The following is a 26,873-nucleotide window of genomic DNA, read 5'->3' on the forward strand; positions in this document are numbered from 1 at the left end:
AATTGCTTACATGCAGAAGAGATCAGTTATCTAGTGGTCATCTGTCTTTACTGTCGTTCAGCTCCAGCGATCTCTCAAGCAATTAAATCAGCATTTCCAATATTTTCAAAGTACGCTCATCGAGCTCACTCTCCTTCGAGAGATGACTGGCCAGTAGTTTAAAGACGCCCAGGCTTCCCTGGAGTTCATGCTTTCTTTTGTTTACATCTCCGGGATTGTTTGAGGGCGTATCGATAATTTTCATCAGTAAGGTTTTCCTATAAGTTCGATATTATCGGCGTAGAATCATTATCCTATATGTAACATTATTGAATGGACCGCCTAGTTGTAAACTGCTGTATAAAGTCCCGTGAAAAATGTAAAGATTTCCCCATTTTTGGCTGTTTTTTGTTTCGCTATGATCGCGAAATTACCTGATTATTGTTCTCAATAGCTGAAGCTTTCAATTGTAATCTGAACTCTTCATCACTTCCAAACCTGAGCTGTTTTATCGTTCTGATTTCATAACTGACTGAAAAACGCTCTGCTTCAAAAGGCCAGGGCTCCACAATGATCGCTGCTTCTTTTTGGTAGAGGAAATAAGAAATTCCGTCCGGTCCGGAGCTGATTTCTACCCGCCGGCCCTCTGGCGGGATCTGCGACTGACAGATTAGCAATGAAAGGGCATCGCAAAATTCCAGAAGCGCATAGGTCATGTCAATTGATTTTTTTGTGATTCCCGCATCCTTGAGCCATTGCCGCTCTTGCTTTTTTAGATCTGTAATAAACTTTTTGGCCAATGGATCGCTTCCATGGACAAAGCAGATGTGCCGGGCTATGAGCAAAGCTATAAACCGGCTCTTGGTTGTTGCCATGTCCATCAATCTAGTCGAGCAGTCCAGGTCAAATCTGGTCTGTTTGAAATTGATCGGCGCTCCGTTATCATCGATCAGGGGATTGCGTTCAAATTCATTGAAAACATCATCATGTTCAGCTGTGGCGATGATGGTCTCCACCCATTTTTCAGGTCGGTCCGCGAGCCTCCACCTGGCGCATATTTGCCCGGCGAGCAGCCCGTGCGCCCGCTGGGTAATAATTTGCCAGCCTTTTTCCTCATATCTTGCGATCATTTATAAGCAATCGTTTTTTATGGTTCACCAAATCAACAAAATATTGTTCGATAGGTTTTACCTGATATTCCATGAGCAATAGGATATACGCCTGTTCCGGAACTGCATGTCTGAACGTGGCCAATAGTTGCTCCGATTTTGTCTTTCGCAGTGCTTGTCACTGATTTTAGCACAGTGCTTGAAATGATTAAAAATTCCTTGTTTCGCTGATCGAGAACAATTCAAGGCTTTGTTATATTATAGTAGAGCTTTTCTATGTATAAACAAATAGACCTCCTCAGATTGAAGAGCTAGTCCTCTCAAGACCCATAGGTTTACCGATCAATTCGGTGTGATTAATTTTTCAACTTCTAACGGCAAACAAACACACCATTGGTACTGAAATCCGTCAATTACAAACAGTCGATCTATCTAGTTAATAACGGCTAATGAGATTTTTAAGCTCTTCACTTGCTTTAAGGTCACTTTGCAAAATAGAATTTTCATCATTGTCATGTTTCCAAAAGTCAATTTTCCAACGCTAATTCTAGTACAATTTCTTCTGGTTTTTATAGTGTGTCATATGTGTTATGCGTAAAGGTTCTTTTATTAAAATACAAGATCAATATCAGACTAGGATTTTTCAAAATAAAACGTTTCAAATTAGCTCTAATACAAACTTGGGTTAAGTTAATCTATCGAATCCATCTAAGTTGCTTCATTTTGAATGCAATTTTTATTTAAATTTAAAACTGTTTAAAAAATTCATCCCATATCTTTTTGCCCTTATTTCATCAGCCTTTTTGAATCAAATTGATTCTATGAAACCATTCCCGTTTTTTGCTCGACTTATAAAGTGATATCCCCCCCTCATCTTTGATGAACGATTTCTTAACGACAAATTTTGCGTTTTTATATTGCACGATGTCAGCTGACAACTTCATTATTGCGTTTACTTGATTCAGGATTATCGTACATGCTTTCCAATATCCTTCTTAGATTCGAATTGGCAGTTGACATTTTATCCTCGAATCCAGAGAATATATTTCCTAATCTAAAATGGTTTCTCAACCCGGCTGTCATAGCGCCTCTCTTAAAACAAGCGTGTCGAGGGCCGATGCCTCGTATTTTTTTATACTCCATTGCTGTTGGGGTCTTCATTGTTGCTACTTTGCTTAATGGTTCTTGATTGCCCAACAATAGTATCAATGGGGACAACCTATGATTAAAAAAAAATTTTCATCAATATTATAATTAAGATCTAAATTTCGTACGAATTATTGCGGGCAGTCTGCAATGCCAGTTGCATATTCTATTTGGTTTTAATGGTTTGAAAGTAGTTATTTAGTTTGGATCAGTTTTCTATAGGTAAAGAAAAGTTTCAAATTTCTTAAGGAACAAAGCACCGGCGGCAACTATTCTGGATATTTGATCATTATAGGGATCATTGTAACATCAACTGAGATATTTGGTAGGTGTATTCGGCTAAAAGCAGGCGAATTCTTTCCCCTGACGAGATAGTTTCCATTTTCGTCACTACCATCGATGTAACATTTGCTTTATGAAAGGCCTGATCTACAGGAAGAAGACTTGCCAGATCGTGAGCTATAAACATAACCTTGCCAGGTGAAGGTAATTTTCCTTTAAGAGTGTCTGGGCTTCTATGTTGTGCCCGTCAGGATTAACCGGCGTCTCTCCACAGCCATTATGCTCTTCTCCACCATAATTTGGATTTCCAAAAGAGCCAGTGCTACTTGCAAAACCACTGCCACTGCTATTTTATTTTGAATTATCTCCAGGCGAACTGTGATTTACGCAGGTCTAGCAAAGACAGTAAGATATCCATGACTGTCATCAGTATACTAGTAAAAATAGCTCCTCAGCAATCCTGTCACTCCAATTGTTAGTTATTGTTTATCTTCTAAAGCAGGTCGAGTAGATATTGACTACGGTCAAGGTGAACAATATTCTCATAAGCGGCGTTAATTTGTGGTTTATTGGGAAAACTTTCTTTAAGGCTTTCCATGATTTTCATTGCTTCTGACTTATGCCCGGTGATGATTATCAGGTTGTAAGCTCTTGATGTAACTTTTTGTATAGACTCTGGATCCAGTTGCGGACTGATCAAGGGAAGAGGGTCTTTGCTAATTAAGTTATAAACAGCATCATAGTCAGATTTAGCAAGCTTTTCTTTACCGAGAACATCTCTGAGTATGCCTCTTTTAATTAAAAAATCTCCGTCTCCAGGATGACGCCTGATCCATTTTGAACAAAGCTCTTCGGATTCTGCATACTGACCAGTATAGTTCAGACAACTCCAAAGATTATGATAAGCAAGCCTGTAATCCGAATCTTTCTGGATCGCCTTCTCAAACAGCGCTATGGATCGTTTCAAAGAGTCCTTTGGGTATAAAAGGCCGATGACTTTAAAGTATATCCGCGAAGCGGAGTCGTTCAATTCCCTTGCTTGCAAATTCACTTTTCTTTCATCATTTCTATTGTTACAAGCGACAATCGACCACAAAGAAATTAAGATAAAAAAACCGGCTATTTTACTTTTGAACATATTTTAGATTGAATGATCCGTAATTGGAGAAGTTGACTCATGTTTCTATTTAGATTTCCTCGTCCGGCATTTGTTGCCGCACTGATGTTTACTCTGAATTTAATAGCTGAGTTTGAACGGAAGTTCGCTGGCAGCATTACTTTTCCTTAATATAAAGATTTTTGCCTGTCGCATCAATTACCGACTCTGCAAATGGGTCTGTTGTATCGGACATACCGAATGTAGCTCAAAATGCTCTATCAATAATCACCTGAACGTTTACGGTAGCCTGATAATTGCCAGAGGTAATAGAAGGTGTTACGGACAATGGTGCCGGGGCTGCTCAGTTACCCCAGCTGCCTTTTCCTACCTAGCACCTTATCATATGAGACTCCTTCTTTCGTAATTCCAAACTTATCTCTGAAATATCGGAGGCAATAGATTTTGCAGAAATGCTGGGCAATCATTTTAAGCCACGAAGGCCCACATTCCATCACATCTAATTGCCTGTCATGCGGGAACCTTTTAAAAGACATATTTAGCTATATTTTTCCTAAAGTAACTTTTGTCTTTAATTATATCAAATTTAAAATTAAATATAATTATCGATAAGATTTCCAACTACCTTTTTTGTCTATTTTTTTATATTCTAAATGATTATTATACCTTTCATAAATTTTCTCTTAAACATGAATATGAAAAAACTATAATTAACGTTCGATCAGCTATCGTAAGTTTTAAGGCTATCAGTCTTGAAGGAAAAAGGTCCATTAAAGACGATACCGAATCGAATGCGGATTAGATAATCAATGTGACTTTTACTATCTAGAGGCAGGATCAAATACCTGGACGGCAATTCAATCGCTTGACATTATGGTGGTAACTGGTCAGGCAAGTGATGGCGGATATACGAATTATTTACTCACCTGCCTGCATCACATGTGCGGATCCGAGCAAGGTGGATTTTCAGGCTACGGATCCCAAGATGCTAATCCTTCGCGGCAGTGGTGAATTTGAGGGCGGGGCAGGAGTAAGAGTACATAATGGCGTTACCAAAGTCAATACTGGGTTTCATCTTGATTATCTAGCTAATATTTTTTGGATTAGGTGAGACGGCTTTTGGAGTATACACGGCAATTCAAACCACATGCCTGTCATCGGCTGTTTCATATTGCATGGTTGCTAATGGATTGTCAGGAATGGGATTAGCAATGAACAGTAATGATCTAACCAAAATTAGTGGAGTTATTGGTGCTTTTATAGCCCTGAGGACAAAATGGGGTGAGTTACAAACGATGGTATGACTGCTGCGCTCCATGCCGGTGCATATGGTAGTGCGTCAGCGGCATGGGCAACATTTTCTACAAGTAAGGGTGCATTGCGGACCTATTTTGTTTTGGAGGGGAGTGATACGCTTTGGAACGTTGCAAACATCCTTTACGAACATTTATATTGACAGTTAGACTTAATGATGGAGTACAAGATGAATGAAGAAGGGCTGGAGTTCCTTAATCAAAAAATAGTAGACGGAAAGATAGATGTCATAAAAGCAACAATATTTACTATTGCTCTACCAATTATATTTGTTATGTTCAAGAGTAACTTTTTTAGCAATGTGATAAAGCCTCAGTTTCTTTTCTCCTCAATTGTTGTCTTTATCTTTGGGTGTTATGCGTTTATTTACCGAACGTATAAAAAGAATTCAGCAATTGGACTTTTTGTAAAAGAATTCTCCTTCAGTGACAATAAAGAATTGAAAATTGAGACGTTAGGGGAAAAATCTTTTTCTTGTCTATTATCTGAACTAAAATTAATGGATGGCTATAAGGGAGGAGGGAAAATGACTGATGTTTTTGGTGAGCCTACATTTAGATTGGAAAATCCTAATGGAAGAGTCATCGGATATATGATATCAACCCATTGGAACCAATGGGGAAAGTTAAGAGACACGTTTTCAAACAAAAATAATTTATAATTTCTGATAAGCACAGGTATATTCATGTACCTATTGCTATTCTTTATTGATGGCTATAAAACGGGAATTTGCTATCACCTTTTGCACCATCACGATGAACAGGCTTCATTATTTACAAAAAACCTTATCAATAATATCGCTAATAATTCTTCCTACCAAAAACTTGTATTCCGGGTTTTGGATTATAATTTATCCTACCGAACAGGCGATTGGATAAAAACTACTTTCAAAAAAAGTTATCATCTCGCAGATTAAGTTATGTCAGGGTAACTGCCCTACATAATGCACGCCTAGTCATGCTCGAAATGTTGAGCTATCACTTGCTTCGGGAGATACCATTTGCAACGTTAATGCGGATTATCTGGTAGGCGTGGGTTTTGCAGATTAAGCTAATGCTAAATTTGTAAAAAGACAAATATCGTCCTATATCCATACCATTTCCCCAAGAGATGAAAAATACAACCCGCCGAGGGATATGCTCGGTTCGGTTCGGGTAAAAAAAGCGGATTTCCTCAAAGTAACTGGTTTCGACGAATCCATCGAGGTTTAGCCGTTCCTGATCATTGATAAGTTATTAATTCAAAACACTAGATCAAGGATCGGTCGCGGTCACGCTCATCCTAAACATCAGGTTCTCTTTCAAATAAGCTTTTGGTCATTGCTTGTTCTCATCATACATTAATATACAACAACCTATATACCTGCTAACAAGAGTTCTTTACCCTCAGCGGGTGAAGTCCGGTAACTCCCCACTATCACCTGTCTCAAAATATTCTGCAAGTAGCAAAAGATAAAGCCTTTATGTGCTCTACTGAGTCGACGGCTGTGATTGAAAGTTGTGGATGTTCCGACCCATACTGGTTCTCCGTCACTTTTGGTGAATTATGCTGATTTTGCAAGTACCATTTTCGTAGCAGCTGAAACCCTCCCTTGCCGTACATCTTCTTTAATATGATTGACCTGCCCTTCAACCTGCCCATTCCTTATATTGGTTGTCACTGCGTTATTTACTGCATCATAGACTTTTAAAAGGTTTTTAGCAAATTGTTTAAAACACGGCTTCAATTCAGATTTTCAGTTTGCTATCCTTTTTAGTCTTTTAGGTTTAATGCTTTAACTAACTTTTTCATTTCTTCATTTGTGGGTATTTTTCAAATAGAAGCTTTAGAAAATCTTTGTCATCAACTCTTTTTAGTTCACAGCGCTTCACGTATTGCATAAGTGATAATCTGGTGGGAGGCCAGGTTTTAACAGTGTGTTTTCAACAACACAACTTTGCAATTTATTACAATTCACCTGTTTGTTTTTCAAAAAAGAATTAGATATATTTGGTATAAGTTTAAAGGTTATGGAAAGAGATATCTTATTGGGTCTTTTGAAAAAATACAATTCGAATACAGCTTCATTGGCAGAGAAGAAAGAAATTTTTGAGTGGTATGACTCGATAAAAGGATCCGAATTGAGCTTAGATGATAATGCAGTAAAATTTATTAAGAATGATATTTTTCAAGCAATACAATGTAAGTTGCAAAAATCCCGTATTGCGGAATAAATTTTTAGAGCAAATATTTTATAATTCACACCACTAATCAAACATTATGAAAAAACTAAACCTTAAAAAAGCAAACTTTACTGGTGCCGAGGTACTAACTAGAACGCAAATGAAAAAGGTCATGGGAGGAGGCGGAGTGCCTTATACCGGGCCAAACGATAACTGTTCAGCCGCTCCATGCGCAGGTCGGGATCCGATTACCGGACAGCCTACTCAATCCGGTGTTTGTCTCCAAGTCGATACAGAAGGAACATGCGCTTGCGTAAACATTCGGGGACAAATAATTGACGGCACCTGCCTGCCTGTATAACCAACGGAAGTTTCAATCCTACCCTAAAAAGGTAAATATCTCATTCAGAAGAGCATTAACCAAGCTTTTTTGGATGAGAAACTACAAGGGCAAATCCAGTAACATGTAATGACATGGCCCGAAACGCATTGGAGGATCTTGACCATTAAAGGAAACAACGATCATTTATGGAATCTACTTTACAAGCCATGCTTCTGCAAAACTACTGCTTGTTTTTTTGTTCCGTGTCAATAATGCCAAACAACTAAAAACGTCGTTCTCTGTATATGTGCAGTATTGTGACTGAAAACAGCTGGATATAAATAACTGCTGACTGCTGCACTCTTCAAGTGAAATCAAGTGCTTTATTTTGTCGTATGCTAAATATGACTTAGCCACCCATTCATCGCATAATAGTATGTCGCCTGCTTCAAGCCAAGCCCCAATCAGGTTAATCACATTAATATCATAATTTTTTACTGTTTCTTCTGTTAAAAATTCTTCTATTTTCAACGTTACTTTACAAATCATTTCTTTAACCAAATCATAGTTCAATCTTAAAGCTACTAGCTTGCATAACATAATTAAAACCTGTGAAATGTTACTTATGTTTTCTGGCTGTAGTGAAAGTCTTTTATTTAATAGGGCATTATCCCCAGTCAAAAGTTTTTCGTGCAATTCGTCTATCAATAGCACCAAACATTCTTTATTACATATATCACGATAGAAATTCCGATTTGGATTCTGTGCTGTTACTCTTTTGTATAAATACAATATCCGACCTACTGTACCAGTATTAAGGTCGATCGATCTAGCTTTGCTATACATAATTAATTTATAGATCTCGTCATCCAAATCCTCCAGAAAGTCATCAGTATCCAGTTTAATAAAATTATTCTGATTTAACCATTCTATAGCCCAACCAATCCCCAATAAGCCCTCGCTAAAACTGTAACATTCAACATTTGCTATATTGTCGATTATTTCATCAAACATTTTTGCAGCCATGGTTTTATAGCGGCTGTTTGAGGCTCCCTTGATATAGTATGCAACACATGCACCCATTTTTCCATTATAAAGCCCTAGATCGTGATTTAATACTTTTGGTAGATTATTCAAACTTAAAGTAGATATTTCATCCATAATTGATTTTTTTTTCAGACGGTCTAAATTGTATTACTTCCATTTCCAAGTCTTAATATATAATTCCAATTGATGTTTTTCCATAGAACACACTTTTAGATATTCGTTTACTAAATTTACACGTGCTTGTGAATTGCAATATCCACTATTTGTTGTTCTTGGATGTGGCAAATGATACAGATTGCCATTAAAGCGTTTGATGTTATAACCTAATAAGAGCATCCGTTTCCAACGTTCAACATCATCAGGACCCCAACTTGTCAAATATTCATTTTCCATCCCAGCGGATGCATATGCTGTTTTATTTAAGAAAGCGCAACCTCCAAAAGACCGTTCACTTCCCGCACTTAATTTACCTAGATTGTTATCAAAAATATTTGGGTCAAGCATTTTAGAGAACATCGCTTTCATCAAAATGTCAACACCGAAAAAATGTCCGTCATAGGGATAAGCCATTTGGCATTCATTCTTCCTTAATGAAGTCACCGCCGAGACTATCTGTGATATCGGAAAAACCACATCCGTATCATAAAGAGCAATATAGGGGGTGGCTGCTAATTTAATTAACATATTGTTATATTTCGTTCGATGAAAGGTTGGATTTTCATCCCTGATGAAATGATAACGGACATTTTCAGGCAACAGATCTCTATTTATCTTAGATGCGTTATCAGCTTCAATCAAAAGAATATGAGAATCAAAATACAGATGTAAGTACCGACAAACTATATATACATTTTCTAATCTTTCATGGGAATCGATGCGTACAGGAATTAAAAAACTCGTGTCGTTTAAATCAATCCGATCAGCTAAGTGTTTTCGATTATAATCTCTAATTTCTTTTACTACTGAATAGCTTGAGGTATTCTGATCGATCTGCTCAAGATCATCGTAAAAAGGACTGCAATTGCTATAATTGTTTTTACGAAACAGTTTCTCGCTGCCATCTGATAGACTCCCAGTATAATGGATGATATTGTTCCGCTTTTCAAGTGAAATTGATGAGTGTGCCCAATTGAAACCCAGTTCTGGGTGTATCTCAATTTGTTTACCGATCAAGATTGCCTGCCACCAAAGACACCACATGTCCGCACACCATGCCTGTATTTTATTCTTGCTATCACAAAAGCCGAAACTGGAGTTATAAGTACTTAACAAGACAAATAACCTTTCAGAGTCCATTTCTAATTTTTGCCAAAAAGAAGCTGGAACATTTTTTAAAAGATACTGAGCACCTCCAGCCTCCTTATCGCTGTCCTCAATCAAATTGCTTTTCACGCCAACTAGATCACACATCTGTTGAAAAACCTCTTCATTCGCGGTCTGTTTGATGTAAGTTACTCCCGTATAACTACGTGTATCTGCCGCATACCAAGTTTCATTTTTTAACATACCTGAAAAATCGGGGATCCTTTTAAATATAATGTCAGAATCATGATAAAAGATATCTTCTTTCTCCAGATATTTATTTTCTTCGAAGTGTTTAGCAAGGATATGAGGCCTGACAGAGGATAAATATCTTTTGCTGACCCTCTCATCTACATATGAATAAAATGAGGCTTGTTTATTTACTGCAATGAATTCTTTAAAAAAAGAACTTAAACCTCTACCCTTAGGATGCGCGATAAGAACATGAATGCTTTCTGGTTGGATACCCAGTCTGTTAAAATTGTGCAGTTGCAGTTGCAGTTGCCATAGGAAATAGAAGTCATCTGGTTGTGCTGAAATAAAAATCATAATCAAAAATTAGCAATTGATTTTAAGGCGAGAATTATTTTATGGTTATCACTTTGATTTTTACTTGCTATACGTATAAAATTACCTTTCAACCCGACTTTATCACTGAGAAGTCTACAGTAAATTCCAAATTCAAAAAGCAATTTAGTGAATACAAAAGAGGGGTCTTCCATCGTTTCGATTAAGAAAAAGTTACCTTCTGATGGGTAGACCTTATATCTTGGCAATTCACTAAGGGCTACAAAAAAATCGTTTTTTGATTGATGGTATAACAAGCGAGAAATTGCATATTTCCGTTGAAACTCAGTTTTTGTCAGTAGCTCTGAAAAAAATTGAGCAAAACCATTTGAATTCCAAAGATAACCAGTTTTCTGTAAGTTAACGATGTAATTTTCGGGCATAACAGCATAGCCTATTCTTACGCCAGCAATACCAAAATCCTTTGATAAGGAACGTATAATTATAATATTGTTAAAATCCGTTGCATATAACTCGATACTTTCTTCCTCAGCAGTAAAATGAATAAAGCTTTCGTCTACAATTAAAAGCTGACTTGGTGTAAGTTCAGTATGAATGCGGATTAAATCATTCCTTTTAATTAATGTTCCTGTTGGGTTATTGGGATTGATTATTAAAATTACATCAGGTTTGTGATATAATAGTAAGGTAAGATAGTCATCTACATTAAGTTTAAAATCATACTCTTTTGTCAAGTAATAGGGAATAATGATATTGTCATCTTCAGCCAGTTCCTGATAAGCCGAAAAAGCAGGCAGAACCATAAGTATTTTCTTTTTCTTAAACTGACTAAACAGTGAACTGATTAACTCGATAGCCCCATTACCTACCAAAATTTTTTCAGATGGAATCCCTGTGAACACACTTAGATTCTTTGCAATTTCAGAGTTTAGTGCGGGGTAAAATCTGATGTACTTTTCAATATCAGCATTTACAAAATAATCCATAAAAAGATCAAAAGCATATGGATTGCAAAGGTAACAAGCATCAATATCAATCTTTACATTGGGAAAACTTCTGATCAATTGATGGATCGAGGGCGAATGGCTACCTGAAGCACTTTTTAGTTCAGAGAATTTACTATAAAATTGACTTTCTAATTCTGTTAAAAATATCACTAATATAAATTAAGTTTGGGATATACATTATTTAACATATGATTTAGCTGCGTATCGTCGTCTGCTTCACTCCAAACATAATCTTTGAATTTAATTACCTTATAAGGTCGATTTATACTTTCGAACGCATAATCATATTCATGATCCAACGAACCACCAAAAGCAATTTTTTTCTCTGCATATCCAATTATATCCTTGATTGACTCCGCGGATGTTTTTATAATACCAATATGCTCCCAATATTCGTTTAAGCTATTAGGGGTGATGTAATTAATGTTCTTTGTAATTTTTACCAAGTGGTCAGATATATCAGATTCAATATAACAGGCATCATAGCGCTCTTTAGGGACATTAGTTGCAAAAACCGCATCCTTGAAAGGAGATTGCATAAATTCTGAAAACTCATCTACATTATATAAGATATCTGAATCAAGTATAACTAAGTCTTGATACTTTTTCAGCGATTGTAGCACTAAATAAAGCGTATATAATGACCCAGAGTTTTCAAATTCAGGGTTGTGGCAAAAAGTGAGTTCTGTCTTCAAACCCGACATTGAAAAATATCTTTCATAATAATTCAGACCGTAACCAGTAGCTATTATTATTTCTTGCACCCCGACTCGTTTTAGGCTTGAGATGGAATAGTCAATAAGCGGTTTATTACCAATGTTAAGCATTCCTTTGGGTTTATTAGTTTTTAAGCGCCTGCCAGAACCAGCGGCGAGAATGATAGCTATCATAAATTTATTTAAGGATTGAATGGTTAGGACCTTTAAGGTAAGTCAATTTCAGCAGGTTCAAAAATTCGTTCAGATTCTGGGGGTAATTTCATATAATCGCCATAATTCCTTTCTAGATACTTATCATATCCGATTGGAATAAAAAATTCTTCTCCTTCGAATTGAATCTCTTTTAAGAATTCGATTTCTTCAAGTAAGAAATATGATTTGCACCTAGTAAAAGTTTTTTCAAACGCATTTATATAGCAAGGAACCCCATCTAATATTACCGGGTCATAAATAAAAATATCGACCTGAATACCATTGTGCCATTTGTGTTTAGGGTATCTATTCTCAAAGTCTTTATACCTACTATATTTATCCCTTAACTTCGCTTCAATATAAAGGGATGCAGATTCATATGCCGGATCTGTTTCTTTTGTCTGAAAAAAAATATGTCCTGGCAATTCAGCTTCGACTATTTTTTTTAACCGGTCAAAATCTTCCCTAAAAATGCCAACATCTGCTTCATTGTCCCAAGGTATAAATCCTTTATGCCGTATTGCACCTAATAAAGTACCATACTCTAACCAAAATGGTATGTCGTGTACAGTACAAATTTTTTTTAAAGCCATTAATAATTTTAAAATAACTCCATGCACCATTTTACGATTATCAATATTCTTCATGTTTTCTTACAATATTATAGCTGCTTTAACAAATACACCCCAGTCGCAATGTGTCATGGCTAGTTTTCACTTCAGCGGCATACAATGTCTTTTTTTTCGAATGCATACCAGGCTTCAGAATGCTATTACATAAGAAATATAAAAGGTCAACTTCTGTAAAAACGTCACCTTGATCAATCAACAAACTCACCGGTTAGTCTTCATTAATTTTAAAGGTAATAAACTTTTGTTCAAAAAAATAAATCAATATTGCTTCAGCTTATGAAGTGACTTTATATATCTTAAATATTTCGTTATACCGCACAATATTTGTATTTTAAAATGTATCAAACTATATAATTATAAATTAATTTTTTTAGTTTTATCCAATTACAACCTGGATTTTCCAAGCAAAAAGCTTAGTTAGCTAGCATTCTTTTTCATGACGAACTTTTTCAAAAGGCTAATAGAGCCAACGCCAAATGGCCCAGAAGTCGCTGACTTAATAGTCCGCCTTATTGGAGCAAAAATTTCTAAAACTACACTTAAGAAAGAAATTGAAGAGCATCCTGATTATCCGAGCCTTTTAAGTATTAGAGATGTTTTTACAAGTCATGGGATTGATAATATTGCGTTAAAAATAGATCCAGATACCCTTACTGATTCACAAGATCCTTTTATAGTTCAATTGAAAGGGAATAAAAAGGACGATTTTTTTTTCTCCGTAGTAAGAGAAATCAAAAGCAATCAGATTACCTATTTTGATCCTCAAATTCATGCTTGGACTATTTCAGAACAGGGTGCTTTTTTAGAAAAAATTACCGGAATAGTTTTACTGATTGAGGGCGGAGCTGAAATTAGTGAGAAAGACTACGATAAAAAAAGGCAAGCAGAAAAACAAAAAAAAATTGCTCAATATGCGGGAAGTTTATGCATTCCAATTCTTTCCATTGTATTGGGTATATATTACTTTCTTCAAGGTGGATTCGATATGATTCTACCATTTGTTTATTTACTTTTAACCCTAACTGGTTGTGGAATAACAATTTTATTGATATGGTATGAACTAGATAGATATAATCCTATTCTGAATCAAATATGTACAGGCGGAAAAAAAATAAACTGTGGGGCTATCTTACAATCGAATGGCTCTAAAATAGTCGGTTTTAGCTGGAGTTCCATTGGATTCAGTTATTTCAATAGCATATTATTAATACTGATACTTGGTGGCCTCGAGAATAAAATCGTTTTATTTATGCTCTCATGGGTGAATATATTGGTAATGCCATATCTTATATTTTCGATTTACTATCAGTGGAGAGTAGCCAAACAATGGTGCATTTTATGCCTTAGCGTTTTGGCTATTATGACTTTACAGGCCTTAGCTGTGTCAGTGGATAACTGGTACGGTATCTATGCTTTAAAAGCAATTACTATCGGACACGTAATCCAGGGATTTTTTGCATTCACCTTTTCGTTAGCGATTATAAATATTATTATAGTAGCTTTCCAGAAGGCAAAGGCAAATAACGATAATTTGACTAGGCTGCAAAAACTGAAGAATAATCCTGTTATATTTAAAACCTTGCTAATGGGTGAAAGAAAAATTACTATAAACCCTGAAAACCTAGGTATAACTTTAGGGAATCCAAGGGCTAAATACAAAATAATAAAAGTTTGTAATCCTTATTGTGGGCCATGTGCCAATGCTCATAAACCTTTGGAAAATCTTCTCCAAGAAAATGATGATTTGCAGATACAGATTTTATTTACGGCAAGCAATGACATTAATGACATTAAAAACCCTCCAGTCAAACATTTTTTAGCGTTAGCAGAAAAATATGATGAAGAGCATCTTAAAAAGGCTTTAGATGACTGGTATCTGAGTGATGTAATGGATTACAAATCTTTTGCTGCGAAGCACCCGATCCACAAAGAACTAAAATATCAGGTGGAAAAAATCGATATGATGAAAAATTGGTGCGATAAGATACAAATAGACTTTACCCCCACTTTTTTTATCTCAATGAACGACAATGAAAGTAATATTGATGAATATTTTCAAATGCCTTCATTATATAGTCCTAATGACTTTAAGTATTTTTTTTTACAATAGATTAATGTGACCGTTCCAATCATTTATGAAGATGATGTACATACATTCAGTATCTATTAATATTTTTTTAACCAAGGGCTTTGAAGATAAAGGGAAAAAACACAAATAAATTTTTCACAAGCATTACTTGATTACACTACAATGAAGTTTAAGATATTTAAACAACTTGATAGTATGGATTGTGGCCCAACCTGTCTGCGCATGGTAGCTAGACACTATGGTAAAAATTTTAGCTTGCAGCGATTAAGGGAAATTTCGGGTATCAATAAAGAGGGCGTATCGTTATTGGGCATTAGCGAGGCTGCAGAAAAAATAGGTTTCAGAACCATTGGTAGCAAGGTAAACTTAACCCAGTTGGCCGAAATGGAACTTCCAATGATTTTACATTGGAACCAAAACCACTTCGTCGTACTCTATAAGGTAAAAGGTACGAGGAATAAGGTGGCGGGTAAAAATAAGTCGACATCATATTACATTGCAGATCCTGCCAAGGGTTTAATAACATTTAACCACGATGAATTTGTGAAAGGTTGGTTAAGCGGATATCAAAACGGAGAAAGTAAGGGCATTGTGCTTACTCTCCTGCCTACACCAGACTTATATGGGCAAGACGGAGACAAGGGCGAAGGGTTAAACTGGGGCTATCTGTTGCGATATCTTTACCGTTATAAAAGCTTAGTAATTCAACTCTTTGCTGGGCTTGGTGTCGGTAGTTTGCTGCAACTTATCGTGCCATTTTTAACCCAATCTATAGTTGATATCGGAATCAATACTCGAAATATAAATTTTGTCTATATTATTCTTATCGCTCAAACGATGCTATTTTTCGGAAGAATGAGCGTCGACTTTATTCGTTCCTGGATTCTGCTTCACATTAGTACAAGGATAAACATTTCAATCCTAACCGACTTCTTGATCAAGTTGATGAAGCTCCCAATGAGCTTCTTCGACACGAAAATGACAGGCGATATTATGCAGCGCATGAGTGATCAAGGAAGGATACAAAGCTTTTTGACGGGTTCTACGTTGAGTATTATCTTTTCAATGTTTAATCTAATCGTATTTGCAGGTGTATTGGCCTATTACAACCTAAATGTTTTCCTTATTTTTTTGATAAGCAGCGTGCTTTATTCACTTTGGGTTATTGCTTTCCTCAATAAGAGAAGAGAGCTGGATTTTAAGCGATTTGACCTTTCCTCCAAAAATCAAAGTTCAATTGTACAGCTAATTGGAGGAATGCAGGAAATTAAGCTAAATAATTGTGAGCAGCAAAAACGTTGGGAATGGGAGCGTTTACAGGCAGGCCTATTTAAATTTAGTGTTAAAAGCCTATCACTGGGGCAAATACAGCAAACTGGTGCATTTTTCATTAATGAGGGAAAAAACATCCTCATTACCTTCATAGTAGCCAAATCGGTAATAGATGGAAATTTAACCTTAGGCGGAATGATGGCCATCCAGTATATTGTGGGTCAAGTAAACAGTCCGATTGAGCAATTGCTCGGGTTTATTCAATCATTGCAAGATGCCAAAATAAGTCTAGAGCGCCTTAATGAAATACATCAAATCGAAGATGAAGAACCTATCAATAGAACCTTTTTGATGGAGTTGCCCGCAAACAAGGATATTTCTCTCAATAATTTACGTTTTACTTATCCAGGATCAGGTAATGAGCCTGTGTTAAAGGGAATAGATCTTGTTATTCCTGAAGGAAAAACAACGGCCATTGTTGGCATGAGCGGTAGCGGTAAGACCACCCTTTTAAAATTGTTACTTCGATTTTATATTCCACAAAAAGGAGATATAAAGGTTGGGGCGACCCATATAGACCAAATTGGTTACCGCTATTGGCGTGGGCAGTGTGGAATAGTAATGCAGGATGGCTTTATTTTTTCAGATAGTATTGCCAAAAATATTGCCGTTGGGGATGAATATCCCGATACCGCCAGATTACAACATGCAATAAAAATCGCCAATATTAATGACCTGATAGACGATTTGCCGTTAGGGCTCCATACAAAAATCGGCGCCGAGGGAAATGGAATAAGTGCAGGACAAAAACAACGCATTCTTATCGCAAGGGCAGTTTACAAAAATCCAGAATATATCTTCTTTGATGAGGCAACTAACTCTCTTGATGCCAATAACGAAATGGTAATTATGGACAATCTTGAGAGCTTTTTTAAGGGTAAAACGGTGATAGTTGTAGCGCATCGCCTTAGCACCGTTAAAAATGCCCATAATATTGTAGTGCTCGATAAGGGAGTAATAATTGAGCAGGGAACACATGCTGAGCTTACAAAAAGCAAAGGAGAATATTATAATCTCGTTAAAAACCAACTAGAGCTTGGAAGCTAATTGTCAAAATAAGGTTGAAAGTGAAGTGTTTAAAAGCTGAAAAACCAAAGCTAAATTAGATATCCGATTTAGGCTAAGATATTAAAGTTATAGCAAATCGGCCGGATTTGGGGATTTAGTCAATGTTGTTAAAAATTAAAATATGCCTAAAGAACAAGAATATATATATCAAAACAGTGAAGAAGTGCATGAGATCATAACCGCAGTTCCGTCGTGGATTTTACGATGGGGCATTACGTTGATATTTCTGATATTGGCCAGCATCATCTTGCTTTCGGCACTCATAGAATACCCTGATGTGGTGAAGACCAGCCTTAAGATTAACAGCTTAAACTCTCCAAAAACAGTTCTTGCTAAGCAGAATGGCAAGTTAACTGCTGTTTTGATAGAAAATGGTCAAATGGTAAAGAAAAACCAACCTCTAGCTTATTTTGAGACTACTGCCGATCCAGCGGATATTTTGCAAATAACCAAAACACTAAAGACCTTTCAAGAAAAAATTTTCAGCAACAGCAACAATATTTCCGAGCTGCCAACGGGGCTGAACTTGGGAGAAGTTCAAGGTGCCTATCAAAATTTTTATCAGCAATACCTGCAATACTTATCTACTCAAAACAAAGGCTATTATTTAGAACGAGTGGCTTTTTTGGAGAAAGACCTAAAAGATATTATCTTATTAAAAAATCAGATTATCAAGCAACAAAAAACACAAGAACTAGAATATGCAAATCAAGAAGCTGAGTATAAGGCTTATCAGAAACTATACAAGAACAAGGTAATATCAAGAAGTGAGTTTTTGCAACAGGAAAATAAGTATCTGGCTGCAAAATACCCACTGCAACAAACGGAGACTGCACTCTTAAACAACACCAGCAGTTACGCCTCAAAGGAAAAGGAGCTGCTCGATTTAAAGCATACAATTGCCGAGGAACAATTAAAGTTTGTACAAGCCTTAAACCAATGTATAACGGAATGCGATAACTGGATATTACAATATGTTTTAATGTCTCCAGTAGATGGAAAACTGACTTTCGCGGGTATTGTTCAGGAGAACCAAAATGTTGCTTCCGGACAAGAGGTTTTTATAGTTAATCCCGGCAATGCCGATTTTTTTGGCGAGATTCAAATCCCACAATATAACATGGGCAAGATAAAATTAGGTGAACGTACCATGGTGAAACTAAAGAGCTACCCATTTGAGCAATATGGTATGATCAGGGGAAAATTGTCCTACATCTCGGATGTGGCTTACCGCGATAGTGTATTTATAGCCAAGGTAAGTTTTGATGAGTTTGAGAATAAGGGTTCAAACAGAAAAATCGTATTAAAAAACGGGATGCAGGCAGATGCTGAAATAATAACTGAGGAAAGTTCGTTATTGCAAAGATTTTTTAGGAATATAAAGAAATTGATGCATAGTCAATAATAATATTTTTTTCCTATCATTTTGTTCTGCTACTGCACTTCTGGGACTCGAAAATAGGATTATAAAATTCTTATAATAGTTATTATTATCGGTAATTATGGAGTTATTCAAAAAATTAAGGTTGAAATATCTTCTGCCCTTCTTACCATTCTTGACTAGTTTTATATCAGAAATCGCGTGGTTCAAGCCTACATTTGGGTGACTTATGTATTAAAATATGCTCGTGAATTAGCTAATAGAAGTCGTTGAGAAAATTGGTTTTTATCGACAAACACTAAACTCGTACTCGAGAGGCGATCTTAAAAATCCCTAACAAGCATAGTTTGGTATCTAGCGAGACGATTTAAAAATCTTCCTCAGTGAAATTTGATTTAAATTCAGTTATCGAAAAAGCGGATGGAAATCAAAAAATCTGGTAGACCAAGGCCTAAACTTTAAGGGAGGTTTACCCGTTCATGCAAGACCACACCCTTCTCAAGCTGTTGAAAATTATAAGTGGTTTGCAAGTTGAACCAACGTTCTCCTGGTAGCCGAAATGGGATTTGAATTAGTTGACTCCAAACATGATTTACCTTTGATGGTAAGTAATCGTGGCCAAACTCCGCGAGTATCCTTGGATTGAGTGAGAAACCCAATTTTTAAGAAGTTTGACTCGTCAAGGGTTTTATAGTCGATATTTACATGGTATGAACAATTAGACTGACATGCATCATACTCTTTATGCAGTAATACTTACAAAGCAAGCTGGTGCAATTTATTGGATTTTCAACTCAAACCGCAGAATATATCAAAAACCAATTGAGCGGCCCAAGCAGTTTTGTTTTCTTTCATGAAGATCTCTCATCAAACTATGCAGGGATCAACTTTTGGAAAGAACTTCGTCAAGGATTAAAAGAAGGGACGAGGCGCTTTAACTGCGCAGAATTGCTTTTTTTAGTGCTAATGGGGGCAGTGGCGCCTAATCAAGCACCTAATTATTATTATATCCCTCATTGATGGCAATGTTACTGAAGAATCGTAGTTCCACCGGCTTAACAGGAGAAACATTGAACACCCTAAGCAAAGAAAATTTATGCAAAAAAAACGGTTGATGCACAAAAAAAATAAAAGGAGCGCATAGAGTACATAGTCCATCAGCTCGTTAAATGAAAAAAATCGATTTTTATAAGCGCTGTTTTTGTAGCAGCCGTAGAATTGGAAAAAAAGCAATTGTGGAAAATCAATCTATCTGCCTGGGTATCACCAAAATCTATAACGCTAGGATGATTAACGATCTAATTTAAACCTGTCGCTAGATAAGGGCAACTTGTTGAGGTTTATGCTGGCAGGTAGAAATAATGTAACTTTTATAGGATCCCAGAACTTTACATCCTTAAAGTAAAAAGGGCACCCTTCTTTTGTAGGCAACCTCAATTTATTTATAAAGTTGGCATGAAATTAAAATGAAAGGGAGTTTTTGTTTAGTTCAAAAACTTAACATTTTCTAAAAGGGAATTTATTTCCTTCAAAGTTTTTGTTTTTTCGTTAGTTGGAAATGTAATAAAGCCTCTGAAACTCATATTTTGTTTTTCGTTATAACAGACAAAACGAAAAATGGATCCCGTACTTCCTTCTGCGTAATTAGTAGTTATAAAATTGTCATTAATTTTCCTGCTATCACTTTTTATAATCCTTTTGGGATTGGTAACTGTGAGTGTGGTAAATCTATTCATGGTGGGTTTATCAGATACTTTTCCGGGAGGAAAAAACAGATATTTTGCATTTCCTACTTTGTATCGATACCTATTTAATAGTGATTTATCTGCAGGCGCTTTTGATTGGTCAATTTTCGCCAAGCTATTAGCTATTGCAGTATCAATATATTTTACTGCGTTTGAAGGTAATTCCAAAAGAACATTCGAGCCTAATTTGATTTGTTCTTGTGCTGTTGCCATCAGGCTCATAAAAATGAGGATAGCGATGGTTAGAAGTTTGTTAATCATATGCGATATTTTAATTACAATTAATAGTTGTCACTGAAGCCGTGGCTTCGACCACATCCAGCAACGGTTTAATTGGAACATAATTACTAGTTCCAGCTGGTGCTTTCAAAAGCTGAGTCCCTCCGTTGAATTTTGAATAGAGGCGGACGCACTCTGTTCTTGCTAATAGGAGTTAGGGTTTATTAACAGATATGCTCCTTTAATTCACTCATACTGTCATCAAACCCAAGTTTGTTACTTAGACAGATAGTATGCAAGTTTCCCTCGACTGGCAGATCGTCAATTTTTAGGGTTTTTAGAAAAGTCAATGGCGAATTTTCCTTCACTACATCAGGCGCCGGAAAGGAGTATGAAATAAACGGGGAATGAACGAAGCCCATTTCCCCGCTATCTAAATTAACGCTCTCGAGGACTAAAGTAGCACTACCCAATCTTTTATCAAAGTTTTTTGCGATATTTATTTATACTTTAAAATTTATATTTTCTGATTACCAATAACTTGTGGACCAGTCATATTCACTTCCGAGTCTAACCGAGGCTTTCCCCCGTGTAATTATAATGGTATAAACGAGGTAGGTGCTATTGCTCTGTTTCAATAGTTGCAAGTGATCATAACTGACCAAGTCGTTAACGTCAAGTTTTATGTCAGCGGATTCCATCTTGAATCTTATCTTTTGTCCGTTAGCGTCTTTAATAAAGCCCCAACCAACTTTCTTACTGAATGAAATGATTATTCCATGCCTCATATGAACTTAGCCAAATACGAAAGGGTGAGGTGTTCACTGTTTAGTACGAAGGGCTTAATAATTGGATATCACCAATATCTGCGCAATTGCAATTTAATAAAATTATTGCTTTAGACAACGCCTCAAAGAGATTATAATTGGTCATTTAGCTTCAGTAAAGATCCTGATAATAAGTATGAAGAGAATATTAACGGGATCGATACGAAGATGTTACATTTCTGTCTGCGTTGATGGCTTCAAAGTTGCTACGACATTGATAACCTTAAACTAAATCAAAATGACATCAAGCCAATTTACCACACTCATTCACGAGCAAACTTTAGAATTAGAAGCATATGCAATCAAATTCACCAATGATCTCGATGATGCAAAGGATTTATTGCAAGATACCATTTTGAAGGCAATAAGATTTTACGGCAAATTCGAGGAGGGAACAAACCTTAAGGGTTGGCTGTATATTATCATGAAGAATACGTTTATTAACAATTACCGCAAGAACATCAAGACTCAATTAATAGTAACCCAAGAAGATGAGATCTCATATGCAAATCTTATGAGGAGTGCTACAAAAAACGGTTCAGAAACAACCTTTGTATTGGGTGATATAAAGGGCGCACTAGCTAAACTTCCGGTTCATCTCTCAATACCATTTGTTAGATATGTCGAAGGATATAAGTATCACGAGATAGCTGAAGAACTCAATATTCCTCTCGGCACTGTTAAAACAAGAATCCATGAGGCTCGCAAGCAGTTGGCTAGAATGTTAAAGATGTACAAACAGAGAATGAATTAAAATTGTATAAAGAGCCACACGAAGTGGCTTTTGTTTGTAGCACAGTTAAATTTGCTTAATGTTCGTTGCCATCAGACCATGTTCGCCAAGAACTATTTCAAATGCGACTTGATCACCAGCGCATAAACTATCATTTGTATTCTCCAAGCAGAATGCAATATCCTGCTCATTCTCATCTTCTATAAATCCTATACCTTTAGAAGTATCAACCATTTTTATCTTTCCTAATCTCATTTGTTTGGCATAAAAAGCCATAAACGTACCAAGTTCAAAGATAGTTTTCATAATGCTGCTTTCTTATCATATGATAAGAAAGCAGGGTACAACGAATCGCTCCCTTGCGGCTTTGGGTAGCAAAATGAGCGAGGTAATTAGGGTGCCTTCGTTTATAGCTTTGAACAACATCAGCCTTCAGGAAGAACGCTATCCCCCAGGCATGGCAGATCTACAGGGCAGGCGAAAAGGAGCACTATTAAGCAAGTATGGAAAGAAACGTATACAACAAACCAAACAGATTGTTGCGACATATAATTTGCTCTAACCATTGTAACCATTCTTCTGGGTTTGTTGCATAAAACTTATGTTGCCGTTCTTGTTACTTTACCACTGTAGCCTTTAACTCAACAGTCACAGTTGCAAAAAGTCCTTTAACTTCAAGCGATGTAGTGGACTGTTTGATACCGTGTTCGTTGATCGGAACTAGACAACTGAACAATGCATACTCCTTTTATCCACTGCCGCCTTCCTTTTAAGTGCACTCCTTTGGATCGTTTTTTATTTTTTTATAGGCCACTGTAAAGTAAACTACTTGTTAAAGGCATTACCACATAGACTCTGCTCATGTTAACGCAGTTTCGCTCTTTGGTTTCCGGATGTAGAAAATCTTAGGTTAACCAAACCTCTTTTGATTAATGGACAACAGGTATAAGAGGGTTAACACTTTTTAAATCCCACTCTACTACGTTACCCCAATGATAACAGCCGGACCGTTTTAAGGATTCGGCTGTTATGGTATTGAATGCGCTTATACTTAGGTATCTATCTTGTTGAAATTAGTTTCCAGGGTCTTTAACTTTCTCCACTACATCCTGAATATTTTGTGGCAGATTAGAAAGCAGGTTATATCCCGTTGCGCTTTCAATATCTTTTACCGTTACGATATAATTTTTCCAATTGGCACCAATGGTGTTCACATTAGGGGTATTAATTGCAATTACTCTTGTTGAAGCCGTTACGCGGCTTAAATCATTATCGCCTGTTTTCAACAGTACGGCCACTTTCCATACATTCGACGGGACGGTTACTTTCCCGTTGTTGATGGTATTGATTACCGATGCGCTTGCTGAACCAATTCCGCCAGTGCCGTAGCTACCCATAATTACATAAACCTCATAACCGTTTAATGCCTGCGCACGGAGGTAACTTTCGAACGATTCCCAGGTTTTCTGATTGTTGTTTGGTGCCTGGGGAATCATGTTGGTCATCAGAAATGTCGCTGAATTGGCGTTGCTCGAACTGGTCCGGTCGCCACTGGGACAATTATGGCCTCTGTCAAAACCGGAACCTGAATAGCTATTGCTTTGTACCTGATACCAATTCGCAGGCAGGCCCGTGAAAGAAGCGAAATCGTCTTTTCTGGTTACGGCCCCATTGAAATTGTTTGGGTCCAAATGCCAGCTTACCCAATTTGGTATGCCGCGTGTCACACTATAGCTCTCTACATAGTATTTTTGATCAATGAAGTAATTTTCTGCGGAAACAATAGTGGCCTGGGCACCTGAAGGATTGCCAAATAATAGGTTGGAATTGTCGCCGCCTGCTGGGGGTGCATCTGCACCGGCTTCAGGGGTACCTCTTCCCGGTGCTGCAGTTCCGGTATTGCCATTGTCTGTTGGATCAGTATCTGGCGCACCTACCGTTATACCGGGATCACCTGTACCTTTAAAGCTAATATCATCGATATTGATTCTGGTGGTACCTGCTTTTTTAATCTGAAAGCGGATTTTTCCGGTAGTACTCACTTTAAATGAATCTGTTATGAGTATGGTACTGGTTTCGTTAATATCTGTCCCAAGCTGAGCATAACTCTTTCCACCATCTGTTGAAGCCAGTAGCTGCCAAGTTGAATTGGCATCTGTGCCGTATTTGGCATGCGATACATAAATCATTTTGGTTCCTGTAATATCAAAATTCATAGAAAGGTAGCCTGTTCTCAGCCTTACAGACTTTGCGCCATTCTTAGCATCCGCGGCAAGGTTGCCTAAAAGGGCGTCGCTCAATGTCCATTTACCGGTCAATAGCTGTACACTATCTAATGCATAACTCGCTTTGGTTCCAGATTCGAATGTTTCGGTAATGGCGTACGCAGTTGCCGCTTTTGGTGGGGTCACTGGAGTTTCTTCTTCAACTGCTGTTTTTTTTGAACAGGCAGACAGGGACAGGACTCCAATAAATCCTGAATAGATAAGGATGTTTTTAAATTTCATTGTTTTTAATGTCTAACGAGTGGCGCTAATCAGATCATTTTAAAATGCATGACGAAGGTATCAATAAAAAATAGCTGTTATGTTAATTTAATATTAACAAGACCTTTGAAAGGTTAAATGCCCGTTGACTTTTACAGGTCGATTCCCCTTTACTCCTTATTTTTGGGTCGCAAACTTTCGCAAGGCAGCGAAGATATTGGCGAACAATTGTTTTCGGTAATAATGTCTAGATTCGAAGAGGACGGTGAGCAAAGCATACAAGATATTGTAAAAGAGCTTGTTTTTAAGGCTTACGAAAAATATAGATAGCAGGTTTAGTATTAGGATATAATACCAGCGAACCAAAACCAACCGGATTGTAACTGAAGAAAGAGAAATGCTAAATGTATACAATTATTCTAGGTTCGATAGTTTGTAAGCCTACTGTTAGTGGCAAGCTATTTGGGTGATCTGTTCGGTAAAAAAGACTGGTAATTTTCGCTCTGTCGCTTAAGGTCAACTACCCAGACCTCATCAAATTCGCCCTAAAGTAACTCTAATTAAATTATTCCTTTGATCTGGAACCTGTTAGGTGTTTTTTTTAAATCCGATAAATCTAAACAAAAGAAGGAGGGTATACCTAGTATCCTGAAACAATTAATTATTATTGAGCATTAATTACGCACTTCATGCTAAAAAAACTATTCATTTTAATTACCCTTGTGGTTGCTGGCATAGCAGGTTACGGCCAAAGCGTTTACCTAAATCTGATTGGGCAAAAGATGTCTGTAGCAATTAGCCAGGAAAAACAGCTCAAAAGTAGCATCTATAAAGGAGGGGGCGATATGCTTATCCCTAAAGATATGGCGTTTCCACTTCGATATATCTAAAATTGATAGCCTTGGCGGATTAACCCGTACCGATAAATGGAATGCCAACGGCTATGTTGATATATTAACATATACCGCAATTTCTAATTATTATCAGGCCCTTTCCAATATTACCAGGATCCCAACCCATAGAATAAGGGTATATTGCTAAACCCAGAGATTAATTTTCAGTTTATCCATTACGAGGAGATTTCAGCATTATTTCATTCCCGAAAGAATATGAATTGATTTTTTTTAGAACCTACCTTATAACTTGATGCCCATGAAAATAATAATGTTTATGCTCGTACTGTTTTTTGCAGCGGGGCAGTTTTTGCCCAAGAAAGTGTTTGGACGAAACAGTGCAAAGTTGCTGAAGTGATTGCTTTTGAAAAGAAGCTTGATCCTGATGCAAAATTTCTTTCCTATAATGTGTCGCTTTCTAAGGAGTACTATCCTCCTGCAGATCGTTATCGACGGTAAACCCCATTATTGTTCAGCGTAAGGCGGCTGGTGCACTCCCGGTTTATGCAAAATATTTTTATACGCCAAAGGGTTCGCTATTGCGGTTAGTTTCTTACGACTGGGAGAAGGGCCGTTATGGAGACTTGAAAGACGTGCTGCAGAGCCGGAATGAAGAGGGTGGGAAACTGGAAATCTATTTGGGTGAATATTTGCGGATCAGCGAATAACTTGTTAAAACATTCGGCAAAGCTAACCAGGCTGATGAAAGGCCGAAGACGGTTCCTTTTGAGGGGTAAAGCTACCTCAATCAGGAAACACTTTGGGGAAATGAGGCGGTGCATGCTGATCTGAACATGATTTTTCTGCCGGTATGCAGCGGATCAGGTTAACGCTATATTGGAGAAAATAGGATTGCGTTTTTTCTAGGCTACTTCTACAAAAATTTCCTCACATATTCAAAACCATTATTGTTCGCAATGGTAAGCAACGGGCTGTATATTTTTTAAAAACCTTTTCCTCAAATCTATTTCACGCAATTGCTGCGCATCAGCATTCGGCAACAGGCTCAGGTAATCTTCCATTATCGGCTCGTTTGGATAGTTTTCAATCGTGACTTTGACAGCTGTTTTTTGCAGCAGATAATATCCATCAAAGTAATCTTCAATCCTTGGCAGTTTGTCATTCTTACGGCTATTGAATGATGGATCGGCAGGGATGAGGTTCCAGATCGAGGAGGTGATTGTAAGCGCCACAAAACAAATTATGCGCATTAAAGCAGATACAGTTGAGTTTGATGCAGAG

General features: G+C 37.0%; 24 protein-coding genes. 11 read left to right on the plus strand and 13 right to left on the minus strand.

The features are described from left to right. Positions 1 to 82: 82 nt before the first annotated feature. The 4 genes from IZT61_RS18020 to IZT61_RS22630 form a co-directional block, all read right to left on the minus strand. Positions 83 to 244 carry a hypothetical protein gene (locus tag IZT61_RS18020; protein WP_196098413.1) on the minus strand — a complete coding sequence of 54 codons (162 nt, stop codon included), beginning with the start codon at positions 242 to 244 and terminating at the stop codon, positions 83 to 85. 151 nt (positions 245 to 395) lie between these two features. Further along, positions 396 to 1,109, minus strand: coding sequence for a DUF3891 family protein (locus tag IZT61_RS18025; RefSeq protein ID WP_196098414.1), 714 nt, complete (start codon positions 1,107 to 1,109; stop codon positions 396 to 398). Between the two features lie 1,900 nt (positions 1,110 to 3,009). Continuing rightward, positions 3,010 to 3,654, minus strand: a complete 645-nt coding sequence (locus tag IZT61_RS18030) for a tetratricopeptide repeat protein (protein ID WP_196098415.1) — start codon at positions 3,652 to 3,654, stop codon at positions 3,010 to 3,012. 326 nt (positions 3,655 to 3,980) lie between these two features. Further along, positions 3,981 to 4,169 (minus strand): cysteine peptidase family C39 domain-containing protein, encoded by a 189-nt coding sequence (locus IZT61_RS22630; protein WP_196098416.1) that lies wholly within the window; start codon positions 4,167 to 4,169, stop codon positions 3,981 to 3,983. A 764-nt stretch (positions 4,170 to 4,933) separates the two neighbouring features. Here IZT61_RS22630 and IZT61_RS22340 point away from each other — a divergent pair. The 4 genes from IZT61_RS22340 to IZT61_RS18050 all read left to right on the plus strand — a co-directional run bounded on the left by IZT61_RS22340 (position 4,934) and on the right by IZT61_RS18050 (position 7,470). Further along, entirely contained in the window at positions 4,934 to 5,089 is a 156-nt protein-coding gene (locus IZT61_RS22340) for a hypothetical protein (RefSeq protein ID WP_230383754.1), read from the plus strand. A 27-nt stretch (positions 5,090 to 5,116) separates the two neighbouring features. After that, positions 5,117 to 5,608, plus strand: coding sequence for a hypothetical protein (locus IZT61_RS18040; protein WP_230383755.1), 492 nt, complete (start codon positions 5,117 to 5,119; stop codon positions 5,606 to 5,608). A gap of 1,348 nt (positions 5,609 to 6,956) precedes the next feature. Continuing rightward, a complete protein-coding gene (locus tag IZT61_RS18045; protein ID WP_196098418.1) occupies positions 6,957 to 7,160 on the plus strand; it encodes a hypothetical protein in 204 nt (67 codons plus the stop codon). A 46-nt stretch (positions 7,161 to 7,206) separates the two neighbouring features. Then, positions 7,207 to 7,470: a hypothetical protein gene (locus IZT61_RS18050; protein WP_196098419.1), complete on the plus strand. Its 264-nt coding sequence runs from the start codon at positions 7,207 to 7,209 to the stop codon at positions 7,468 to 7,470. A gap of 174 nt (positions 7,471 to 7,644) precedes the next feature. On the opposite strand, the gene IZT61_RS18055 is transcribed toward IZT61_RS18050, so the two are convergent. The 5 genes from IZT61_RS18055 to IZT61_RS18075 are packed head-to-tail and all read right to left on the minus strand — an operon-like array spanning position 7,645 to position 12,873. After that, complete coding sequence (locus IZT61_RS18055; RefSeq protein ID WP_196098420.1) at positions 7,645 to 8,592, minus strand: lanthionine synthetase LanC family protein; 948 nt, start codon at positions 8,590 to 8,592, stop codon at positions 7,645 to 7,647. Between the two features lie 33 nt (positions 8,593 to 8,625). Further along, complete coding sequence (locus tag IZT61_RS18060; protein ID WP_196098421.1) at positions 8,626 to 10,329, minus strand: galactosyltransferase-related protein; 1,704 nt, start codon at positions 10,327 to 10,329, stop codon at positions 8,626 to 8,628. Between the two features lie 2 nt (positions 10,330 to 10,331). Further along, entirely contained in the window at positions 10,332 to 11,465 is a 1,134-nt protein-coding gene (locus IZT61_RS18065) for a pyridoxal phosphate-dependent aminotransferase (protein WP_196098422.1), read from the minus strand. Continuing rightward, positions 11,465 to 12,205, minus strand: coding sequence for a phosphocholine cytidylyltransferase family protein (locus IZT61_RS18070; RefSeq protein WP_196098423.1), 741 nt, complete (start codon positions 12,203 to 12,205; stop codon positions 11,465 to 11,467). The genes IZT61_RS18065 and IZT61_RS18070 overlap by 1 nt, the downstream gene beginning before the upstream one ends. A gap of 32 nt (positions 12,206 to 12,237) precedes the next feature. Continuing rightward, the gene (locus IZT61_RS18075) at positions 12,238 to 12,873 is read right to left on the minus strand and encodes a LicD family protein (RefSeq protein WP_196098424.1); all 636 of its coding nucleotides are present in this window, start codon (positions 12,871 to 12,873) and stop codon (positions 12,238 to 12,240) included. A 421-nt stretch (positions 12,874 to 13,294) separates the two neighbouring features. Between IZT61_RS18075 and IZT61_RS18080 the strand changes: the two genes are divergently transcribed. From IZT61_RS18080 to IZT61_RS18095, 4 genes are all read left to right on the plus strand, one after another. Further along, positions 13,295 to 14,968: a vitamin K epoxide reductase family protein gene (locus IZT61_RS18080; RefSeq protein ID WP_196098425.1), complete on the plus strand. Its 1,674-nt coding sequence runs from the start codon at positions 13,295 to 13,297 to the stop codon at positions 14,966 to 14,968. Positions 14,969 to 15,109: 141 nt separating this feature from the next. Further along, entirely contained in the window at positions 15,110 to 17,326 is a 2,217-nt protein-coding gene (locus IZT61_RS18085; protein WP_196098426.1) for a peptidase domain-containing ABC transporter, read from the plus strand. A 142-nt stretch (positions 17,327 to 17,468) separates the two neighbouring features. Continuing rightward, positions 17,469 to 18,752: an HlyD family efflux transporter periplasmic adaptor subunit gene (locus IZT61_RS18090; RefSeq protein WP_196098427.1), complete on the plus strand. Its 1,284-nt coding sequence runs from the start codon at positions 17,469 to 17,471 to the stop codon at positions 18,750 to 18,752. 747 nt (positions 18,753 to 19,499) lie between these two features. Next, positions 19,500 to 19,748, plus strand: coding sequence for a hypothetical protein (locus IZT61_RS18095; protein ID WP_196098428.1), 249 nt, complete (start codon positions 19,500 to 19,502; stop codon positions 19,746 to 19,748). A 464-nt stretch (positions 19,749 to 20,212) separates the two neighbouring features. Here the strand turns inward: IZT61_RS18095 and IZT61_RS18100 are convergent, their stop codons facing one another. Continuing rightward, positions 20,213 to 20,734, minus strand: coding sequence for a hypothetical protein (locus tag IZT61_RS18100; RefSeq protein WP_196098429.1), 522 nt, complete (start codon positions 20,732 to 20,734; stop codon positions 20,213 to 20,215). 1,023 nt (positions 20,735 to 21,757) lie between these two features. Here IZT61_RS18100 and IZT61_RS18105 point away from each other — a divergent pair. Next, on the plus strand, positions 21,758 to 22,273 hold the full coding sequence (locus tag IZT61_RS18105; RefSeq protein WP_196098430.1) for an RNA polymerase sigma factor: 516 nt from the start codon (positions 21,758 to 21,760) through the stop codon (positions 22,271 to 22,273). Positions 22,274 to 22,318: 45 nt separating this feature from the next. On the opposite strand, the gene IZT61_RS18110 is transcribed toward IZT61_RS18105, so the two are convergent. Then, entirely contained in the window at positions 22,319 to 22,558 is a 240-nt protein-coding gene (locus tag IZT61_RS18110) for a cold-shock protein (RefSeq protein WP_196098431.1), read from the minus strand. A 19-nt stretch (positions 22,559 to 22,577) separates the two neighbouring features. Between IZT61_RS18110 and IZT61_RS18115 the strand changes: the two genes are divergently transcribed. Next, positions 22,578 to 22,814, plus strand: coding sequence for a hypothetical protein (locus IZT61_RS18115; RefSeq protein ID WP_196098432.1), 237 nt, complete (start codon positions 22,578 to 22,580; stop codon positions 22,812 to 22,814). 511 nt (positions 22,815 to 23,325) lie between these two features. Here the strand turns inward: IZT61_RS18115 and IZT61_RS18120 are convergent. Next, positions 23,326 to 24,759, minus strand: coding sequence for a DNA/RNA non-specific endonuclease (locus IZT61_RS18120; RefSeq protein WP_196098433.1), 1,434 nt, complete (start codon positions 24,757 to 24,759; stop codon positions 23,326 to 23,328). Between the two features lie 668 nt (positions 24,760 to 25,427). On the opposite strand from IZT61_RS18120, the gene IZT61_RS18125 reads away from it, so the two are divergent. Further along, positions 25,428 to 25,628 carry a hypothetical protein gene (locus IZT61_RS18125; RefSeq protein WP_196098434.1) on the plus strand — a complete coding sequence of 67 codons (201 nt, stop codon included), beginning with the start codon at positions 25,428 to 25,430 and terminating at the stop codon, positions 25,626 to 25,628. A gap of 908 nt (positions 25,629 to 26,536) precedes the next feature. Here the strand turns inward: IZT61_RS18125 and IZT61_RS18130 are convergent. Further along, complete coding sequence (locus IZT61_RS18130) at positions 26,537 to 26,842, minus strand: hypothetical protein (RefSeq protein WP_196098435.1); 306 nt, start codon at positions 26,840 to 26,842, stop codon at positions 26,537 to 26,539. Positions 26,843 to 26,873 lie beyond the last annotated feature (31 nt).

Source organism: Pedobacter endophyticus (genome assembly GCF_015679185.1).
GTDB lineage: Bacteria > Bacteroidota > Bacteroidia > Sphingobacteriales > Sphingobacteriaceae > Pedobacter > Pedobacter endophyticus.

Excerpts from the sequence above, each read along its gene's own strand:
- IZT61_RS18090 (WP_196098427.1), top strand. The coding sequence starts at position 17,469 with ATGCCTAAAGAACAAGAATATATATATCAAAACAGTGAAGAAGTGCAT.
- IZT61_RS18070 (WP_196098423.1), bottom strand. The coding sequence starts at position 12,205 with ATGATAGCTATCATTCTCGCCGCTGGTTCTGGCAGGCGCTTAAAAACT.
- IZT61_RS18100 (WP_196098429.1), bottom strand. The coding sequence starts at position 20,734 with ATGATTAACAAACTTCTAACCATCGCTATCCTCATTTTTATGAGCCTG.
- IZT61_RS18105 (WP_196098430.1), top strand. The coding sequence starts at position 21,758 with ATGACATCAAGCCAATTTACCACACTCATTCACGAGCAAACTTTAGAA.
- IZT61_RS18125 (WP_196098434.1), top strand. The coding sequence starts at position 25,428 with ATGCTAAAAAAACTATTCATTTTAATTACCCTTGTGGTTGCTGGCATA.
- IZT61_RS18075 (WP_196098424.1), bottom strand. The coding sequence starts at position 12,873 with ATGAAGAATATTGATAATCGTAAAATGGTGCATGGAGTTATTTTAAAA.
- IZT61_RS22340 (WP_230383754.1), top strand. The coding sequence starts at position 4,934 with ATGACTGCTGCGCTCCATGCCGGTGCATATGGTAGTGCGTCAGCGGCA.
- IZT61_RS18085 (WP_196098426.1), top strand. The coding sequence starts at position 15,110 with ATGAAGTTTAAGATATTTAAACAACTTGATAGTATGGATTGTGGCCCA.
- IZT61_RS18040 (WP_230383755.1), top strand. The coding sequence starts at position 5,117 with ATGAATGAAGAAGGGCTGGAGTTCCTTAATCAAAAAATAGTAGACGGA.
- IZT61_RS18055 (WP_196098420.1), bottom strand. The coding sequence starts at position 8,592 with ATGGATGAAATATCTACTTTAAGTTTGAATAATCTACCAAAAGTATTA.
- IZT61_RS18030 (WP_196098415.1), bottom strand. The coding sequence starts at position 3,654 with ATGTTCAAAAGTAAAATAGCCGGTTTTTTTATCTTAATTTCTTTGTGG.
- IZT61_RS22630 (WP_196098416.1), bottom strand. The coding sequence starts at position 4,169 with ATGTCTTTTAAAAGGTTCCCGCATGACAGGCAATTAGATGTGATGGAA.
- IZT61_RS18080 (WP_196098425.1), top strand. The coding sequence starts at position 13,295 with ATGACGAACTTTTTCAAAAGGCTAATAGAGCCAACGCCAAATGGCCCA.
- IZT61_RS18110 (WP_196098431.1), bottom strand. The coding sequence starts at position 22,558 with ATGAAAACTATCTTTGAACTTGGTACGTTTATGGCTTTTTATGCCAAA.
- IZT61_RS18115 (WP_196098432.1), top strand. The coding sequence starts at position 22,578 with ATGATAAGAAAGCAGGGTACAACGAATCGCTCCCTTGCGGCTTTGGGT.
- IZT61_RS18130 (WP_196098435.1), bottom strand. The coding sequence starts at position 26,842 with ATGCGCATAATTTGTTTTGTGGCGCTTACAATCACCTCCTCGATCTGG.
- IZT61_RS18060 (WP_196098421.1), bottom strand. The coding sequence starts at position 10,329 with ATGATTTTTATTTCAGCACAACCAGATGACTTCTATTTCCTATGGCAA.
- IZT61_RS18020 (WP_196098413.1), bottom strand. The coding sequence starts at position 244 with ATGAAAATTATCGATACGCCCTCAAACAATCCCGGAGATGTAAACAAA.
- IZT61_RS18045 (WP_196098418.1), top strand. The coding sequence starts at position 6,957 with ATGGAAAGAGATATCTTATTGGGTCTTTTGAAAAAATACAATTCGAAT.
- IZT61_RS18050 (WP_196098419.1), top strand. The coding sequence starts at position 7,207 with ATGAAAAAACTAAACCTTAAAAAAGCAAACTTTACTGGTGCCGAGGTA.
- IZT61_RS18120 (WP_196098433.1), bottom strand. The coding sequence starts at position 24,759 with ATGAAATTTAAAAACATCCTTATCTATTCAGGATTTATTGGAGTCCTG.
- IZT61_RS18025 (WP_196098414.1), bottom strand. The coding sequence starts at position 1,109 with ATGATCGCAAGATATGAGGAAAAAGGCTGGCAAATTATTACCCAGCGG.